Annotated in this window: 15 protein-coding genes; all 15 read left to right on the top strand. The window is 69.7% G+C overall.

Features of this window, described 5'->3' with window-relative positions:
- Window positions 1–56: 56 nt before the first annotated feature.
- On the top strand, window positions 57–2,120 hold the full coding sequence (rho, locus tag AB0P41_RS17355) for a transcription termination factor Rho (RefSeq protein ID WP_356711618.1): 2,064 nt from the start codon (window positions 57–59) through the stop codon (window positions 2,118–2,120).
- A gap of 467 nt (window positions 2,121–2,587) precedes the next feature.
- Window positions 2,588–3,691 (top strand): LCP family protein, encoded by a 1,104-nt coding sequence (locus AB0P41_RS17350; RefSeq protein ID WP_356711616.1) that lies wholly within the window; start codon window positions 2,588–2,590, stop codon window positions 3,689–3,691.
- Window positions 3,692–3,868: 177 nt separating this feature from the next.
- A complete protein-coding gene (gene rpmE / locus AB0P41_RS17345) occupies window positions 3,869–4,093 on the top strand; it encodes a 50S ribosomal protein L31 (protein ID WP_099174467.1) in 225 nt (74 codons plus the stop codon).
- A gap of 153 nt (window positions 4,094–4,246) precedes the next feature.
- Window positions 4,247–5,323: a peptide chain release factor 1 gene (prfA, locus tag AB0P41_RS17340; protein WP_356711614.1), complete on the top strand. Its 1,077-nt coding sequence runs from the start codon at window positions 4,247–4,249 to the stop codon at window positions 5,321–5,323.
- 52 nt (window positions 5,324–5,375) lie between these two features.
- A complete protein-coding gene (prmC, locus tag AB0P41_RS17335) occupies window positions 5,376–6,221 on the top strand; it encodes a peptide chain release factor N(5)-glutamine methyltransferase (RefSeq protein ID WP_056794331.1) in 846 nt (281 codons plus the stop codon).
- 67 nt (window positions 6,222–6,288) lie between these two features.
- Window positions 6,289–6,936: an L-threonylcarbamoyladenylate synthase gene (locus AB0P41_RS17330; protein ID WP_099174464.1), complete on the top strand. Its 648-nt coding sequence runs from the start codon at window positions 6,289–6,291 to the stop codon at window positions 6,934–6,936.
- Window positions 6,933–7,574 carry a protein-tyrosine-phosphatase gene (locus tag AB0P41_RS17325; protein WP_104789118.1) on the top strand — a complete coding sequence of 214 codons (642 nt, stop codon included), beginning with the start codon at window positions 6,933–6,935 and terminating at the stop codon, window positions 7,572–7,574. The genes AB0P41_RS17330 and AB0P41_RS17325 overlap by 4 nt, the downstream gene beginning before the upstream one ends.
- A gap of 137 nt (window positions 7,575–7,711) precedes the next feature.
- On the top strand, window positions 7,712–8,992 hold the full coding sequence (glyA, locus tag AB0P41_RS17320; RefSeq protein ID WP_365932709.1) for a serine hydroxymethyltransferase: 1,281 nt from the start codon (window positions 7,712–7,714) through the stop codon (window positions 8,990–8,992).
- 94 nt (window positions 8,993–9,086) lie between these two features.
- A complete protein-coding gene (locus AB0P41_RS17315; RefSeq protein WP_365932843.1) occupies window positions 9,087–10,457 on the top strand; it encodes an MraY family glycosyltransferase in 1,371 nt (456 codons plus the stop codon).
- A 264-nt stretch (window positions 10,458–10,721) separates the two neighbouring features.
- A complete protein-coding gene (locus tag AB0P41_RS17310) occupies window positions 10,722–11,159 on the top strand; it encodes a hypothetical protein (RefSeq protein ID WP_356711608.1) in 438 nt (145 codons plus the stop codon).
- Between the two features lie 222 nt (window positions 11,160–11,381).
- The gene (gene atpB / locus AB0P41_RS17305) at window positions 11,382–12,197 is read left to right on the top strand and encodes a F0F1 ATP synthase subunit A (RefSeq protein WP_104789126.1); all 816 of its coding nucleotides are present in this window, start codon (window positions 11,382–11,384) and stop codon (window positions 12,195–12,197) included.
- A 74-nt stretch (window positions 12,198–12,271) separates the two neighbouring features.
- Window positions 12,272–12,517 carry an ATP synthase F0 subunit C gene (atpE, locus tag AB0P41_RS17300; RefSeq protein ID WP_014048348.1) on the top strand — a complete coding sequence of 82 codons (246 nt, stop codon included), beginning with the start codon at window positions 12,272–12,274 and terminating at the stop codon, window positions 12,515–12,517.
- A gap of 42 nt (window positions 12,518–12,559) precedes the next feature.
- Window positions 12,560–13,105, top strand: coding sequence for a F0F1 ATP synthase subunit B (locus tag AB0P41_RS17295; protein ID WP_356711606.1), 546 nt, complete (start codon window positions 12,560–12,562; stop codon window positions 13,103–13,105).
- Window positions 13,102–13,917 (top strand): F0F1 ATP synthase subunit delta, encoded by an 816-nt coding sequence (locus AB0P41_RS17290; RefSeq protein ID WP_356711604.1) that lies wholly within the window; start codon window positions 13,102–13,104, stop codon window positions 13,915–13,917. The genes AB0P41_RS17295 and AB0P41_RS17290 overlap by 4 nt, the downstream gene beginning before the upstream one ends.
- Window positions 13,918–14,061: 144 nt before the next feature.
- On the top strand, window positions 14,062–15,633 hold the full coding sequence (gene atpA / locus AB0P41_RS17285) for a F0F1 ATP synthase subunit alpha (protein WP_073745255.1): 1,572 nt from the start codon (window positions 14,062–14,064) through the stop codon (window positions 15,631–15,633).

The raw sequence follows: 15,633 nt of genomic DNA, 5'->3' as shown, positions 1-15,633 counted from the left end.
AGCACAACCGGTCGCCGAGCCAGAAGGCCGACGTCCGCTCCAGGGAAGGACCCTTCGTGAGCGACACCACCGATCTGATGGGCGTGACTGCCGACAAGAGCGTCGACAGCTCCGTGCCCGCCGAAGGTGCTGCCACTGGCACCACCGCACGGCGCCGCCGCTCCGGCACCGGCCTCGAGGGCATGGTCCTGGCCGAGCTGCAGCAGGTCGCGTCCGGCCTCGGCATCAGGGGAACCGCGCGTATGCGTAAGAGCCAGCTGATCGAGGTCATCAAGGAGGCGCAGGCCGGAGGATCCTCCGCGCCCGCCCCGAAGGCCGCCGCATCCGCCGGTACGGACGCCGGGAGCAAGCCGAAGCGGCGTGCCACGTCCAAGACCCGCACCGGTGACGAGAGCGCTGCCGCGCCGGCCGCCGACAAGGCCGACGCGCAGCAGCAGATCGACATCCCGGGCCAGCCGGCCAACGACGAACCGCCGGCGGGCGAGCGCCGCCGTCGCCGGGCGACCGCCCAGGCGGGCAGCCCCGACACCAAGTCCGAGCCCAAGGCGGAGCCGAGGGCCGAGTCGAAGGCCCAGGCCGAGCCGAAGGCCGAGAGCCGCCAGGACCGCGGCGACGAGCGCGCCGAGGCGAAGGGCGAGGCCAAGGCCGAGTCCGCCGCCGACACGGCCGAGGGCCGTCGCGGCGACCGCCAGGACGGCCGCCGTGACCGCGGTGACCGCCAGGACCGCGGTGACCGCCGCGACCGCCAGCGCGACCGCCGGGGCAAGGGCGACGACCAGGGCCAGCAGGGCGGCGGACGCCGTCAGGGCCAGCAGGGCGGCGGCCAGAACCAGGGACAGCAGCAGGGCGGCGGCGGCCAGCAGGACGACGGTTACGACGACGAGGGCGGCCGGCGCGGTCGCAGGGGCCGCTACCGCGACCGCCGCGGCCGTCGTGGCCGCGACGACTTCGCGACCGACGTGCAGGTCGCCGACGACGACGTCCTGATCCCCGTCGCGGGCATCCTCGACATCCTCGACAACTACGCGTTCATCCGGACCTCGGGCTACCTGCCGGGACCGAACGACGTGTACGTCTCGCTCGCCCAGGTCCGCAAGAACGGCCTGCGCAAGGGTGACCACGTCACCGGTGCGGTGCGCCAGCCCAAGGACGGCGAGCGCCGCGAGAAGTTCAACGCGCTGGTCCGTCTCGACTCCGTCAACGGCATGGCGCCCGAGACCGGCCGCGGCCGTCCGGAGTTCCAGAAGCTGACCCCGCTGTACCCGCAGGACCGGCTCCGCCTGGAGACCGACTCCAACGTCCTGACCACCCGGATCATCGACCTGGTCGCCCCGATCGGCAAGGGCCAGCGAGGCCTGATCGTGGCCCCGCCGAAGACCGGTAAGACCATGATCCTGCAGGCCATCGCCAACGCGATCACGGTCAACAGCCCCGAGTGCCACCTGATGGTCGTCCTGGTCGACGAGCGTCCGGAAGAGGTCACCGACATGCAGCGGTCGGTGAAGGGCGAGGTCATCTCCTCGACCTTCGACCGTCCCGCCGAGGACCACACCACGGTCGCCGAGCTCGCCATCGAGCGCGCGAAGCGCCTCGTGGAGCTCGGCCACGACGTGGTGGTCCTGCTGGACTCGATCACCCGTCTGGGCCGTGCGTACAACCTGGCGGCACCGGCCTCCGGCCGCATCCTGTCCGGTGGTGTCGACTCGACCGCGCTGTACCCGCCGAAGCGCTTCTTCGGTGCCGCGCGCAACATCGAGGACGGCGGCTCGCTGACCATCCTGGCCACCGCGCTCGTCGAGACCGGCTCGCGCATGGACGAGGTGATCTTCGAGGAGTTCAAGGGCACCGGCAACATGGAGCTCAAGCTCGACCGGAAGCTCTCGGACAAGCGCATCTTCCCGGCGGTGGACGTCGACGCGTCCAGCACCCGCAAGGAAGAGATCCTGCTCGGCACCGATGAGCTGGCCGTGGTCTGGAAGCTGCGCCGGGTGCTTCACGCGCTCGACCAGCAGCAGGCGATCGAGCTTCTGCTGGACCGCATGAAGAAGACGCAGTCCAACGCGGAGTTCCTGCTCCAGATCCAGAAGACGACACCGGGCAACGGCAACAGCAACGACTGACGTCGCCGCGCCGCAGCTCCACGACAGATGCCCCGTCACCTCGTGACGGGGCATCTGTTGTGTCTCCGCACCGGCCGGTTGAGGGTGCCGCCGTGCGAGCCGGGGGAGAGCGCGGCCCCTCCGGCCGCCCCCGCCACGCTCGGGCGTCCACTGCCGCGTGGGAGGGCGCGTGCCGCCCCTTACCGCGTCGGCGGCCGTCCCGGCGACGGAACGCCAGGGTGCGATCTTTGCCACATACGCCGGGTTCGTCACCGGCTGGAGCGGCCGTGTCCCGTTCGGCTGAAACCCCAGGTGAGCGCCCGGTTCCAGGTCCGTGCACCCGCTTCTTCCGAGGCCCCCGTCGCCCGACGGGGGCCTCAGCTCGCTGTGCGAGGCTGCTGGCTGCTCCGTCGTCCCACCGAGCGACGCCGGACCGCGCCCGTGCACCACGGCAGGGGGTAAGAGCGAGAAGCGAAAGAGGGACCCGCATGAGCGAGCAGAGCAGGAGCGCCGGCCGAATACGCGGCACCGGCAGCCGCCGGAAGAAGCCGTCCCCGGGCCGCCGGGCGAAGAGGATCGCGCTGTGGGGCGCCGCCGCCCTGGTGGCCGTCGGAGGATCCGGGCTCGGTTACGCCTACTACACGCTCAACGGGAATCTGAAGGGTGTCGACATCGACGCCGCACTGGGGGCCGAGCGTCCCGACGACGTGGACAACGGGTCGCAGGACATCCTGGTGCTGGGATCGGACTCCCGTTCGGGTGCCAACGCCGAGTACGGCGCCGACGAGGGCTCCGCGCGTGCGGACACCGCGATGATCGTCCACGTCAACGAGGGGCACACCTCAGCGAGCGTGGTCTCGGTCCCGCGGGACACCCTCGTCGACCGTCCCGCCTGCACGAGCGACACGACCGGGGAACAGGTCGGCGCGGAGCACGGGACGATGTTCAACTCGGCCTACCAGGTCGGCGGACCCGCCTGCGCGGTGAAGACCGTCGAGTCGATGTCGGGCATCCGCATGGACCACTACGTCGAGGTCGACTTCACCGGGTTCAAGGAGCTCGTCGACGAGCTGGGCGGCGTCGACATCACCACCTCGCAGGCGATCGACGACCCCGACAGCCACCTCTCGCTGAAGCCCGGCCGCCACACCCTGAGCGGCGAGCAGTCGCTCGGCCTCGTCCGTACGCGCCACAGCGTCGGCGACGGCAGCGACCTGGGACGCATCCAGCTCCAGCAGGCCTTCGTCAAGGCGCTGATGGACCAGGCGAAGAGCGTCGGGGTGTTCTCGAACCCGAAGACGCTCTTCGGGCTCGCCGACACCGCGACCAAGGCCGTCACCACCGACTCCCGGCTCGCCTCCGTCAAGAAGCTCACCGGCTTCGCCAACGGGCTCAAGGGCCTCGGCTCGAAGAACATCGACATGGTCACCCTGCCCGTGGAGTACGACCCCGAGGACCCGAACCGGGTGCTGCCCCAGGAGAAGGCCGACCGGCAGGTGTGGGCGGCCCTCAAGCAGGACGAGCCGATCCCCGCGTCCGCCACGGAGGAGTCGGCCGGCGACAAGGGCGGGGCCGGGAAGGTCGTACGGTAACGGCACCTGCCGTCACCATATGGTCGCGGAACGTTCCCCGAACGCACGGGAATACACACGGCCGTACCCTCGTTTTGGGAGATACGGCCGGTCCTGGCAGACTGGTACGTCGGCCCCGGTTCACGGACACGCAATCCGCGCGAACGACCCGGAGCCCTCCCGAATCTAGGAGACACCTTGAAGCGCGACATTCACCCCGAGTACGTCGAGACGCAGGTCAGCTGCACCTGCGGTGCGTCGTTCACCACCCGGAGCACCCTTGAGGGCGGCGCGATCCGTGCCGACGTCTGCTCCGAGTGCCACCCGTTCTACACGGGCAAGCAGAAGATCCTCGACACCGGCGGCCGCGTGGCCCGCTTCGAGGCCCGCTTCGGCAAGGCTGCCGGCTCCGCCAGCAAGTAGCGAGCCACTGCGCCGGTTCCCGACGCCCTCCAACGGGCGCCGGGACCGGCGTTTTTCCGGCTGTGCGGCCGGGTGCGCCTTCCCGGGCGCTCCCCGGCGGCACACCGTCCAGCAGGCCCGCAGACGTATGACGCAGAAACCAGGAGCCCGAAGATGTTCGAGGCGGTCGAGGAACTGATCGGCGAGCACGCCGATCTCGAGAAGAAGCTCGCCGACCCGTCGGTCCACGCCGACCAGGCCAACGCGCGCAAGCTCAGCAAGCGCTACGCGGAGCTGACCCCGATCGTCTCCACCTACCGGTCCTGGAAGCAGACCGGCGACGACATCGGGACCGCCCGCGAATTCGCCGCCGACGACCCGGACTTCGCCGCCGAGGTCAAGGTCCTGGAGAAGCAGCGCGAGGAGATCACCGAGAAGCTCCGCCTTCTCCTGGTCCCGCGCGACCCCAGCGACGACAAGGACGTTCTCCTGGAGATCAAGGCGGGCGCGGGCGGCGACGAGTCCGCCCTCTTCGCCGGCGATCTGCTGCGCATGTACCTGCGCTACGCCGAGCGCATCGGCTGGAAGACCGAGATCATCGACTCCACCGAGTCCGAGCTCGGCGGCTACAAGGACGTCCAGGTCGCCGTGAAGACCAAGGGCGGCAACGGCGCCACCGAGCCCGGCCAGGGCGTCTGGGCCCGGATGAAGTACGAGGGCGGCGTGCACCGCGTGCAGCGCGTGCCCTCCACCGAGTCCCAGGGCCGCATCCACACCTCCGCCGCCGGCGTGCTCGTCACGCCCGAGGCGGAGGAGGTCGACGTCGAGATCCACGCCAACGACCTCCGCATCGACGTCTACCGCTCCTCGGGCCCCGGCGGCCAGTCCGTCAACACCACGGACTCCGCCGTCCGCATCACGCACCTGCCCACCGGTGTCGTCGCCTCCTGCCAGAACGAGAAGAGCCAGCTCCAGAACAAGGAGCAGGCCATGCGCATCCTGCGGTCCCGGCTGCTGGCCGCCGCCCAGGAGGCCGCCGAGCAGGAAGCCTCCGACGTACGCCGCAGCCAGGTGCGCACCGTGGACCGCTCCGAGAAGATCCGGACGTACAACTTCCCGGAAAACCGGATCTCGGACCACCGCGTCGGCTTCAAGGCGTACAACTTGGACCAGGTGCTCGACGGTGACCTCGACGCCGTCATCCAGGCGTGCGTCGACGCCGACTCCGCCGCCAAGCTCGCCGCCGCGTAGGCAGTGAGCACGACCGCCCCGCCCCGCTCGTGAACCCGTACGGAGAACCGCGATGAACCTGCTGCTCGCCGAGGTGGCCCAGGCCACCCAGCGGCTGGCCGACGCCGGTGTCCCCTCACCGCGATTCGACGCGGAGGAACTCGCCGCGTTCGTGCACGGCGTCAAGCGGGGCGAGCTGCACCATGTGCCGGACGCCGACTTCGACGCCCGCTACTGGGAGACGATCGCCCGCCGCGAGGCCCGCGAGCCGCTCCAGCACATCACCGGCCGCGCCTTCTTCCGCTACCTGGAGCTCCAGGTCGGGCCCGGAGTCTTCGTCCCGCGCCCGGAGACCGAGTCGGTGGTCGGCTGGGCGATAGACGCGGTCCGCGCGATGGACGTCGTCGAACCGCTGATCGTCGACCTCTGCACCGGGTCGGGCGCCATCGCGCTCGCCATGGCGCAGGAGGTGCCGCGCTCGCGTGTGCACGGCGTGGAGCTGTCCGAGGACGCCCTGAGGTGGACCCGGAAGAACGCCGAGGGGTCCAGGGTCACCGTCCACCGGGGAGACGCTCTGAGCGCCCTTCCCGAGCTCGACGGACAGGTCGACCTGGTCATCTCCAACCCTCCGTACATCCCGCTCACCGAGTGGGAGTACGTGGCGCCGGAGGCCCGTGACCACGACCCGCAGATGGCGCTCTTCTCCGGCGAGGACGGCCTCGACACCATCCGCGGCATCGAGCGCACCGCGCACCGGCTGCTCCGCCCCGGCGGGCTCGTCGTCATCGAGCACGCCGACACCCAGGGCGGCCAGGTGCCGTGGATCTTCACCGAGGAGCGGGGCTGGGCCGACGCGGCCGACCACCCCGACCTGAACAATCGGCCCCGGTTCGCCACGGCCCGCAAGGCCATGCCGTGACCACCGGGACACCGGCACCGCGAGAACCCCACCCGACAGACCCGCACATGTCCGAGGAGGCCGGCTGATGGCACGGCGATACGACTGCAACGACGCGACCGACCGTACGACCGGCCTGCGTGAGGCCGCGTCCGCCGTCCGCCGCGGCGAACTGGTCGTGCTGCCCACCGACACCGTGTACGGGATCGGTGCGGACGCCTTCAGCTCGGAGGGCGTCGCCGACCTGCTCGACGCCAAGGGCCGCGGCCGCAACATGCCGACCCCTGTCCTGATCGGCTCCCCGAACACCCTGCACGGCCTGGTCACCGACTTCTCCGAGCAGGCATGGGAGCTCGTCGACGCGTTCTGGCCGGGCGCCCTCACCCTCGTCGCCAAGCACCAGCCGTCCCTCCAGTGGGACCTCGGCGACACCCGCGGCACGGTCGCCGTCCGGATGCCCCTGCACCCGGTGGCCATCGAGCTCCTCACGGAGGTCGGCCCGATGGCCGTCTCCAGCGCCAACCTCACCGGACACCCCTCGCCCGAGGACTGTGACGCCGCGCAGGGGATGCTCGGCGACAGCGTCTCCGTGTACCTCGACGGCGGCCCCACCCCCGGGATCGTCCCGTCCTCGATCGTCGACGTCACCGGCAAGATCCCCGTGCTGCTGCGGGCGGGCGCGCTCTCGGTCGAGGAACTCCGCAAGGTGGTACCCGACCTCGAGGTGGCCAATTGACCGCCCCTGAGGGGCGTGGCATAACGGGGCGGCACGACACCTTCCGCATCCTCCACGTCAGCACCGGCAACGTCTGCCGCTCGCCCATCACCGAGCGGCTGACCCGGCATGCCCTCGTGGACCGCCTCGGTGACCCGCTCAGCGGCGGCCTCATCGTGGAGAGCGCGGGCACCTGGGGGCACGAGGGCGCGCCCATGGAGGCCAACGCCGAGGTCGTCCTCGCCGACTTCGGCGCCGACGCCACCGGCTTCGTCGGCCGCGAGCTTCTCGACGAGCACGTGATCCGCGCCGACCTGGTGCTGACCGCCACCCGTGACCACCGCGCCCAGGTGATCTCCATGGGCCACTCGGCGGGCCTGCGGACCTTCACCCTCAAGGAGTTCACCCGGCTGGTGCGGGCCATAGACCCCGCGACGCTGCCGGACGCCCGTGAGGAGGGCGTCGTCGAGCGAGCCCGCGCGCTGGTGCGCGCCGCGGCGGCCCTGCGCGGCTGGCTGCTGGCCCCCACGGCGGAGGCCGACGAGGTCTACGACCCGTACGGCGCCCCCATCACGTTCTTCCGGTCCATCGGTGACGAGATCAGCCAGGCCCTCGACCCCGTCATGACGGCCCTCACCGGGGTGCGCGCCCCGCACTGAACCACCGCCGGCCCGCGCGCCCCGCACGGGGTGCGCCGACCGGCGTAGAGGGGCGCCCGGCAGCGGGCAGGCGGCCCGGGGCGGGCCTACATTGGATCTGACGCCACGCACCCCCTCCTCCAGGCCCGGAGCCCCCGATGCCGGTCACCACTCCCGCCGCACGCGCGGCCGCGCCCACGCCGGACACCGCCATGCCCCAGGACTTCGGCGCCCTGCTCCGCCAGGACCCGGAGATCGGCTCCGTCCTGATGGCCGAGGCGGGGCGGCAGGCGAGCACCCTCCAGCTCATCGCCGCCGAGAACTTCACCTCGCCCGCGGTCCTCGCCGCCCTCGGCTCCCCGCTCGCCAACAAGTACGCCGAGGGCTACCCCGGGGCCCGTCACCACGGCGGCTGCGAGCAGGCCGACGCCGCGGAACGCGTCGCCGTCCGGCGGGCGACGGAGCTGTTCGGCGCCGAGCACGCCAACGTCCAGCCGCACTCCGGATCGTCGGCCGTCCTCGCCGCCTACGCCGCGCTGCTGCGCCCCGGTGACACGGTGCTGGCCATGGGTCTCCCGTACGGCGGACATCTCACCCACGGCGCTCCGGGCAACTTCTCCGGACGCTGGTTCCGGTTCGCCGGTTACGGCGTCGACCCGGACACCGGGCTCATCGACTACACGCAGGTGCGCGCCCTGGCCCGCGCCCGGCGCCCCAAGGCGATCGTCTGCGGGTCGATCTCCTACCCCCGGCACCCCGACTACGAGCAGTTCCGGGACATCGCCGACGAGGTGGGCGCCTATCTGATCGCGGACGCCGCCCACCCGATGGGACTGATCGCCGGGGGAGCGGCGCCCAGCCCGGTGCCGTACGCGGACGTGGTGTGCGCGACGACGCACAAGGTGCTGCGCGGCCCGCGCGGCGGCATGATCCTGTGCGGCGTCGAGCTCTCGGAGCGGATCGACCGCGCGGTGTTCCCGTTCACCCAGGGCGGCGCCCAGATGCACACCGTCGCGGCGAAGGCCGTCGCGTTCGGGGAGGCGGCCACCCCGGCGTACGCGGTGTACGCCCACCGGGTCGTCGCCCACGCCCGTGTCCTGGCGGCCGCCCTGGAGTCCGAGGGTTTCGAGGTCACCACGGGCGGTACGGACACCCACATCGTCGTCGCCGACCCCGGCCCGCTGGGCGTCGACGGCCGCACCGCCCGCGAGCGGCTCATGGCCGCCGGGATGGTCCTGGACACCTGCGCCCTGCCGTACGGGGACGCGCGCGGGATCCGGCTCGGCACCGCGGCCGTCACCACCCAGGGAATGGACGAGGACGACATGGCGCGGATCGCCGAGCTCTTCGGCGCGGCCGTGCGCGAGGAGAGCGCCCCGGGGCTCCTGCGGGCCGAGGTCCGCGGGCTCGCCGAGCGCAATCCGCCGTATCCGGGGTAGGCGGTGTGAACCAGGTATGTGCAACCGACAACCCGTGGCTCGGCGTCCTTGCCCAGGAGACTAGGGTGTGGGGCTGAGATGGCCGGCGAATTTTCTGGGGCAGCCCGTGCGTGATTACCTGCTGACGCTCTGTGTCACGGCAGCGGTTACCTATCTGCTGACCGGGCCGGTGCGGAAGTTCGCCATCGCGATCGGGGCGATGCCCGCGATCCGGGCGCGTGACGTACACCGGGAACCGACACCTCGGCTCGGTGGCATCGCCATGTTCGGCGGACTGTGCGCGGGACTGATCGTCGCGGACCACCTGTTCAACCTGAACGGTGTCTTCGAACTCTCCAACGAACCCAGGGCGCTGCTCTCCGGAGCCGCCCTGATCTGGCTGATCGGCGTCCTGGACGACAAGTTCGAGCTCGACGCACTGATCAAGCTCGGCGGACAGATGATCGCCGCCGCGGTCATGGTCATCCAGGGTCTGACGATCCTGTGGCTGCCCATCCCCGGCGTCGGCACCGTCGCGTTGACCCAGTGGCAGGGCACCCTGCTCACGGTCGCCCTGGTCGTGATCACCATCAACGCGGTCAACTTCGTGGACGGCCTGGACGGCCTGGCGGCCGGGATGGTCTGCATCGCCACGGCGGCGTTCTTTATCTACGCTTACCGCCTCTGGTACGGATATGGGATCGAGGAAGCCGCGCCCGCGACGCTCTTCGCGTCGATCCTCATGGGCATGTGCCTCGGCTTCCTGCCCCACAACATGCATCCCGCGAGAATCTTCATGGGGGACTCGGGCTCGATGCTCATCGGCCTGGTGCTGGCCGCCGGTGCGATCTCGATTACCGGACAGGTTGACCCGGACCGGCTCGGTATCTTCGTGGGGGGCGAACGCGGGGCGACCCACGCGATGCTGCCGGTCTTCATCCCGCTGCTGCTGCCGCTCACGATCATCGCGATCCCGGCGGCCGACCTGATCCTCGCGATCGTGCGCCGCACCTGGAACGGCCAGTCGCCGTTCGCGGCCGACCGGGGCCACCTGCACCACCGGCTGCTGGAGATCGGGCACTCGCACAGCCGTTCCGTGCTGATCATGTACTTCTGGTCGGCGCTGATCGCCTTCGGCGCGGTCGGTTACTCCGTGCACTCCACCTCGCTCTGGATCGTTCTGGTCATCGTGGGCCTCAGCGCCGTCGGCCTGGTCCTGCTGCTCATGCCGCGCTTCACCCCGCGGGCACCGCACTGGGCCGAGTCCTTCGTGCCGCCGCGCTACCGGCGTCGTCGCCGGCACGACGGCGAGGGGGAGCCCGACGGCGCCCCCGGCGCCCAACACGAGGCGGGGAGCTCGCACATGGCCTCCCCGGAGCAGGAGCGGGCCTCCGTGTCCGTGGGTGTCTCCGGCGTCAACGGAGCGACCGCGATCGGCCCCCGTTCGCGCTTCACGGATCGGGACCGGGCCAACTCACCGCGTTGACATCGCCGACGCAGAAACCCCAATACCAGACAATGCGCCGTGATGTTCTGCACACACGCGCGAAGTAACCCTCATGTGTGACAGCTGGCACACTTTCTGAGTAAAGACCTCATCAAATAGTTTGTGATACCGTTCACGAAGCCCGGTGAGGGGGCCGAAGGACCTGGGTAAGCACGGTCCTTCGACCCGAAGCATCGACTCGGACCGGGCCTACGCTCGTCCCTGACGACCACTGACCACCCCCTGCAACGCGGAGTAACCGCCATGCCGTCCAACGACGCCCGGACTCTCCTCCACACCGCCGTGCCCACTGCTGCCGCCGGTGTTGTCGCCGTCGCCGTCAGCGCTGCGCTCGCCGGCGGCAAGGGAGCGATCGGCGCTGCGGTCGGGACGCTGGTGGTGATCCTCTTCATGGGGATCGGACTCGGTGTCCTGCAGCGCACGGCGAAGTCCATGCCGCATCTGTTCCAGGCCATGGGCCTGGTGCTCTACACGGTCGAACTGCTGCTGCTCTTCGTCTTCGTCGCCGCCTTCCAGAACACGACGCTGTTCAACCCGAGGGCTTTCGCGGCCTCGCTGATGGCCGCGACGCTCGTGTGGGTCGCGGCGCAGATCCGTGTGCACATGAAGACCAAGATCCTTTACGTCGAGCCGGACTCGTCCGCGGGCAAGACGCCCGAGAACATGGGGTCTTCGACGTGAGGGGTAGGGCCGGGATAAGCGCGCGTTCGAGACCCTGCTATCGTCCGGTGCCAACTGCGGCACTGCGGGCGCGGGCATCAAAATCGGCGCCTGCTCCATCGCGAGGCGTAATGCCTGAGCCGCCCCCCATCCGTAACACCAGTCCAGTGCCGACCAGCGGCTGCTTGCCGCGCCGACACAACGAGGTTGCCGTACCTATGCGCCACGCTGAAGGAGCCCGCGGTGAGTGCTGACCCGACGACGGTGCTCGCCTTCGAGACCGACTGCCACATCTTCGACGGATGCGGCTTCCCGGCTCCTGGCCTGCACTCCTTTGTTTTCGAGCCGATGTTCACCGTTGGCGGCATCGAGATCAACAAGCCGATGCTGCTGGCGGTCCTGAGCACCGTTGTCGTCGTCGGCTTCTTCTGGGCGGCTTTCAACAAGCCGAAGCTGGTGCCCGGAAAGCTCCAGATGGTCGCCGAGGCGGGTTACGACTTCATCCGCACCGGTGTGGTGTACGAGACGCTCGGCAAGCGTGAGGGCAAGAAGTACGTACCCCTCATGGTCTCGCTGTTCTTCTTCATCTGGATCATGAACCTCTGGGCGATCATTCCCCTCGCCCAGTTCCCGGTGGTCTCGGTCATCGGGTTCCCGGTGGCGCTGGCCGCGATCGTCTACATCCTGTGGGTCAGCCTGACCTTCAAGCGGCACGGCTTCGTCGGCGGCTGGAAGAACATCTCCGGCTACGACCCGTCGATCGGCCCGGCTCTTCCCTTCGTCATGCTCATCGAGATCATGTCGAACCTGCTGATCCGGCCGTTCACTCACGCGGTGCGACTGTTCGCCAACATGTTCGCCGGCCACGTGCTGCTGCTGATCTTCACCATCGCCAGCTGGTACCTGCTGAACGGCATCGGCATCGCCTACGCCGGTGTGTCGTTCGTGATGACCATCCTGATGACCGCCTTCGAGCTGTTCATCCAGGCGCTGCAGGCCTACGTGTTCGTCCTTCTGGCCTGCAACTACATTCAGGGTGCTCTCGCCAAGGAGCACTGAGCAGTCCAGCACCACCCCCGATAGTCGTCCGGTGGCCAACCCCCACCGGTTCTGAAAGAGAAGGAAGAAACGGCATGTCCGCTCTTGAGACCCTCGCCGCCGTCAACATCACGGGCAACCTCGGTTCCATCGGCTACGGCCTCGCCGCGATCGGCCCCGGCGTCGGCGTCGGCATCATCTTCGGTAACGGCACCCAGGCGCTGGCCCGCCAGCCCGAAGCTGCCGGCCTGATCCGTTCGAACCAGATCCTCGGCTTCGTCCTCTGTGAGGCGCTCGCCCTGATCGGTCTCGTCATGCCCTTCGTCTACCCGGTCGACTAAGTCGCGGCATTCCGACTGCCCGATGCGACGAAAGGCATTGATGTGAACGCCCTACAGCTGGCGGCCGAGGAAGAGATCCAGAACCCGCTGCTCCCGGCGATCCCCGAGATCGTCATCGGCCTGATCGCCTTTGTCATCGTCTTCGGTTTCCTCGCCAAGAAGCTCCTCCCGAACATCGAGAAGGTTCTGGAAGAGCGCCGCGAGGCGATCGAAGGCGGGATCGAGAAGGCCGACGCGGCCCAGACCGAGGCCCAGAGCGTTCTTGAGCAGTACAAGGCTCAGCTCGCCGAGGCCCGCCACGAGGCCGCCCGTCTGCGCCAGGAGGCGCAGGAGCAGGGTGCCGTCATCATCCAGGAGATGAGGGCGGAGGGTCAGCGGCAGCGCGAGGAGATCATCGCGGCCGGCCACGCCCAGATCGAGGCCGACCGCAAGTCCGCGGCGTCCGCGCTGCGTCAGGACGTGGGCACCCTCGCCACCGCCCTGGCCGGCAAGCTCGTCGGCGAGTCCCTCGAGGACCACGCCCGGCAGAGCGGCACCGTCGACCGTTTCCTCGACGAGCTCGAGGCGAAGGCCGAGGCCGTCCGATGAACGGAGCGAGCCGCGAGGCGCTGGCCTCCGCACGCGAGCGTCTCGACGCACTGACCGACTCCACGTCGGTCGACGCGGCGAAGCTCGGTGAGGAGCTGGCAGCCGTCACCGCGCTGCTCCACCGCGAGGTATCGCTGCGCCGGGTCCTCACCGACCCGTCGCAGGGCGGCGAGGCCAAGGCCGAGCTGGCCGGACGACTGCTGCGCGGTCAGGTGGGCGGCGAAGCCGTGGACCTGGTCTCCGGCATGGTCCGCTCCCGCTGGTCGCAGTCGCGTGACCTGGTGGACTCGGTCGAGGAACTGGCGAACACGGCGGACCTCACCGCGGCCCAGCGCTCCGGTGCGCTCGACGACGTCGAGGACGAGCTCTTCCGGTTCGGCCGGATCGTCGCCTCCGACGTCGCGCTGCGCTCCGCGCTGACCGACCGGAAGGCCACGGCCTCCGCCAAGAGCGAGCTGCTCCGCAGCCTGCTCGGCGGCAAGGCCCAGCCCGTCACCGAGCGCGTGATCACGCGCCTCGTGACGCAGCCCCGAGGACGTAGCCTGGAAGCGGGACTCGAGTCCCTGTCCAGGCTCGCCGCGGAGCGCCGGGACCGCATGGTCGCCGTCGTCACCTCGGCGGTGCCGCTGTCCGATCGCCAGAAGCAGCGCCTCGGCGCCGCCCTGGCGAAGATCTACGGCCGGCAGATGCACCTGAACCTGGACGTGGACCCCGCGGTCCTCGGCGGGATCTCGGTGCGCGTCGGTGACGAGGTCATCAACGGCACGATCGCGGAGCGCCTCGAAGAGGTCACCCGCAGGATGGCCGGCTGACAGCGCGCAGCGCCCACGCACCAACTGAACGAGCAAGAATTGCGGCCCGGTTGGGCCGTGCAGAAATTGCAGAAGATTCCTGGGGGTCGCCCCCAGACCCCTTTGAGAAACTTCGGGCCCAACAAGGAGAGCAGGGAACCCCAGATGGCGGAGCTTACGATCCGGCCGGAGGAGATCCGGGACGCACTGGATAACTTTGTCCAGTCGTACCAGCCGGACGCGGCCTCGCGCGAGGAGGTCGGGACGGTCAGCGTTGCCGGCGACGGCATCGCGAAGGTGGAGGGCCTGCCCTCCGCCATGGCGAACGAGCTGCTGAAGTTCGAGGACGGCACCCTCGGTCTCGCCCTCAACCTCGAGGAGCGCGAGATCGGTGCGATCGTCCTCGGCGAGTTCAGCGGAATCGAGGAGGGCCAGCCGGTGCAGCGCACCGGTGAGGTGCTCTCCGTCGGCGTCGGCGAGGGTTACCTCGGCCGCGTCGTCGACCCGCTCGGCAACCCGATCGACGGTCTCGGCGAGATCGCGACCGAAGGACGTCGCGCCCTCGAGCTGCAGGCCCCTGGCGTCATGGTCCGCAAGTCGGTGCACGAGCCGATGCAGACCGGCTACAAGGCCGTCGACGCCATGGTGCCGATCGGCCGTGGCCAGCGTCAGCTGATCATCGGCGACCGTCAGACGGGTAAGACCGCTCTGGCCGTCGACACGATCATCAACCAGCGCGACAACTGGCGCTCGGGCGACGTGAACAAGCAGGTGCGCTGCATCTACGTCGCCATCGGTCAGAAGGGCTCCACCATCGCCTCCGTGCGCGGTGCCCTCGAAGAGGCCGGCGCCCTGGAGTACACGACCATCGTCGCCGCCCCGGCGTCCGACCCGGCCGGCTTCAAGTACCTGGCGCCGTACACCGGCTCGGCCATCGGCCAGCACTGGATGTACGACGGCAAGCACGTCCTCATCATCTTCGACGACCTGTCGAAGCAGGCCGACGCCTACCGCGCCGTGTCGCTTCTGCTGCGCCGTCCGCCGGGCCGTGAGGCCTACCCGGGCGACGTCTTCTACCTGCACTCGCGTCTGCTGGAGCGCTGCGCCAAGCTCTCCGACGACATGGGCGCCGGTTCGATGACGGGTCTCCCGATCGTCGAGACCAAGGCGAACGACGTGTCGGCGTTCATCCCGACCAACGTCATCTCCATCACCGACGGCCAGTGCTTCCTGGAGTCCGACCTGTTCAACGCGGGTCAGCGTCCGGCGCTCAACGTCGGTATCTCGGTCTCCCGAGTCGGTGGCTCCGCCCAGCACAAGGCCATGAAGCAGGTCTCCGGCCGTCTCCGTGTGGACCTCGCCCAGTTCCGTGAGCTGGAGGCGTTCGCCGCCTTCGGTTCCGACCTGGACGCGGCCTCCAAGGCATCGCTGGAGCGCGGTAAGCGCATGGTCGAGCTGCTGAAGCAGCCGCAGTACGCCCCGTTCCCGATGGAGGAGCAGGTCGTCTCCGTCTGGGCCGGCACCACGGGCAAGATGGACGACGTCCCGGTCGAGGACATCCGCCGCTTCGAGAGCGAGCTGCTGGAGTTCCTGCGCCGCGAGCGCAAGGACCTCCTGACCAGCATCGCCGAGGGCGGCAAGATGTCCGACGACACGCTGCAGTCGATCGCCGACGCGATCGCCGCCTTCAAGCAGCAGTTCGAGACCTCGGACGGCAAGCTCCTGGGCGAGGGCTGA

Origin of the sequence: Streptomyces sp. NPDC079167, assembly GCF_040686735.1 — a bacterium.
GTDB lineage: Bacteria > Actinomycetota > Actinomycetes > Streptomycetales > Streptomycetaceae > Streptomyces.
The sequence above is the reverse complement of the archived record's forward strand: the minus strand, read 5'-3'. Positions and strand labels throughout refer to the sequence as shown.

What these genes read in the sequence shown, in the direction of transcription:
- AB0P41_RS17330 (WP_099174464.1), top strand. Translation starts at nt 6,289, where the DNA reads ATGGCACGGCGATACGACTGCAACGACGCGACCGACCGTACGACCGGC.
- AB0P41_RS17310 (WP_356711608.1), top strand. Translation starts at nt 10,722, where the DNA reads ATGCCGTCCAACGACGCCCGGACTCTCCTCCACACCGCCGTGCCCACT.
- atpA (WP_073745255.1), top strand. Translation starts at nt 14,062, where the DNA reads ATGGCGGAGCTTACGATCCGGCCGGAGGAGATCCGGGACGCACTGGAT.
- prmC (WP_056794331.1), top strand. Translation starts at nt 5,376, where the DNA reads ATGAACCTGCTGCTCGCCGAGGTGGCCCAGGCCACCCAGCGGCTGGCC.
- prfA (WP_356711614.1), top strand. Translation starts at nt 4,247, where the DNA reads ATGTTCGAGGCGGTCGAGGAACTGATCGGCGAGCACGCCGATCTCGAG.
- AB0P41_RS17350 (WP_356711616.1), top strand. Translation starts at nt 2,588, where the DNA reads ATGAGCGAGCAGAGCAGGAGCGCCGGCCGAATACGCGGCACCGGCAGC.
- glyA (WP_365932709.1), top strand. Translation starts at nt 7,712, where the DNA reads ATGCCGGTCACCACTCCCGCCGCACGCGCGGCCGCGCCCACGCCGGAC.
- AB0P41_RS17290 (WP_356711604.1), top strand. Translation starts at nt 13,102, where the DNA reads ATGAACGGAGCGAGCCGCGAGGCGCTGGCCTCCGCACGCGAGCGTCTC.
- atpE (WP_014048348.1), top strand. Translation starts at nt 12,272, where the DNA reads ATGTCCGCTCTTGAGACCCTCGCCGCCGTCAACATCACGGGCAACCTC.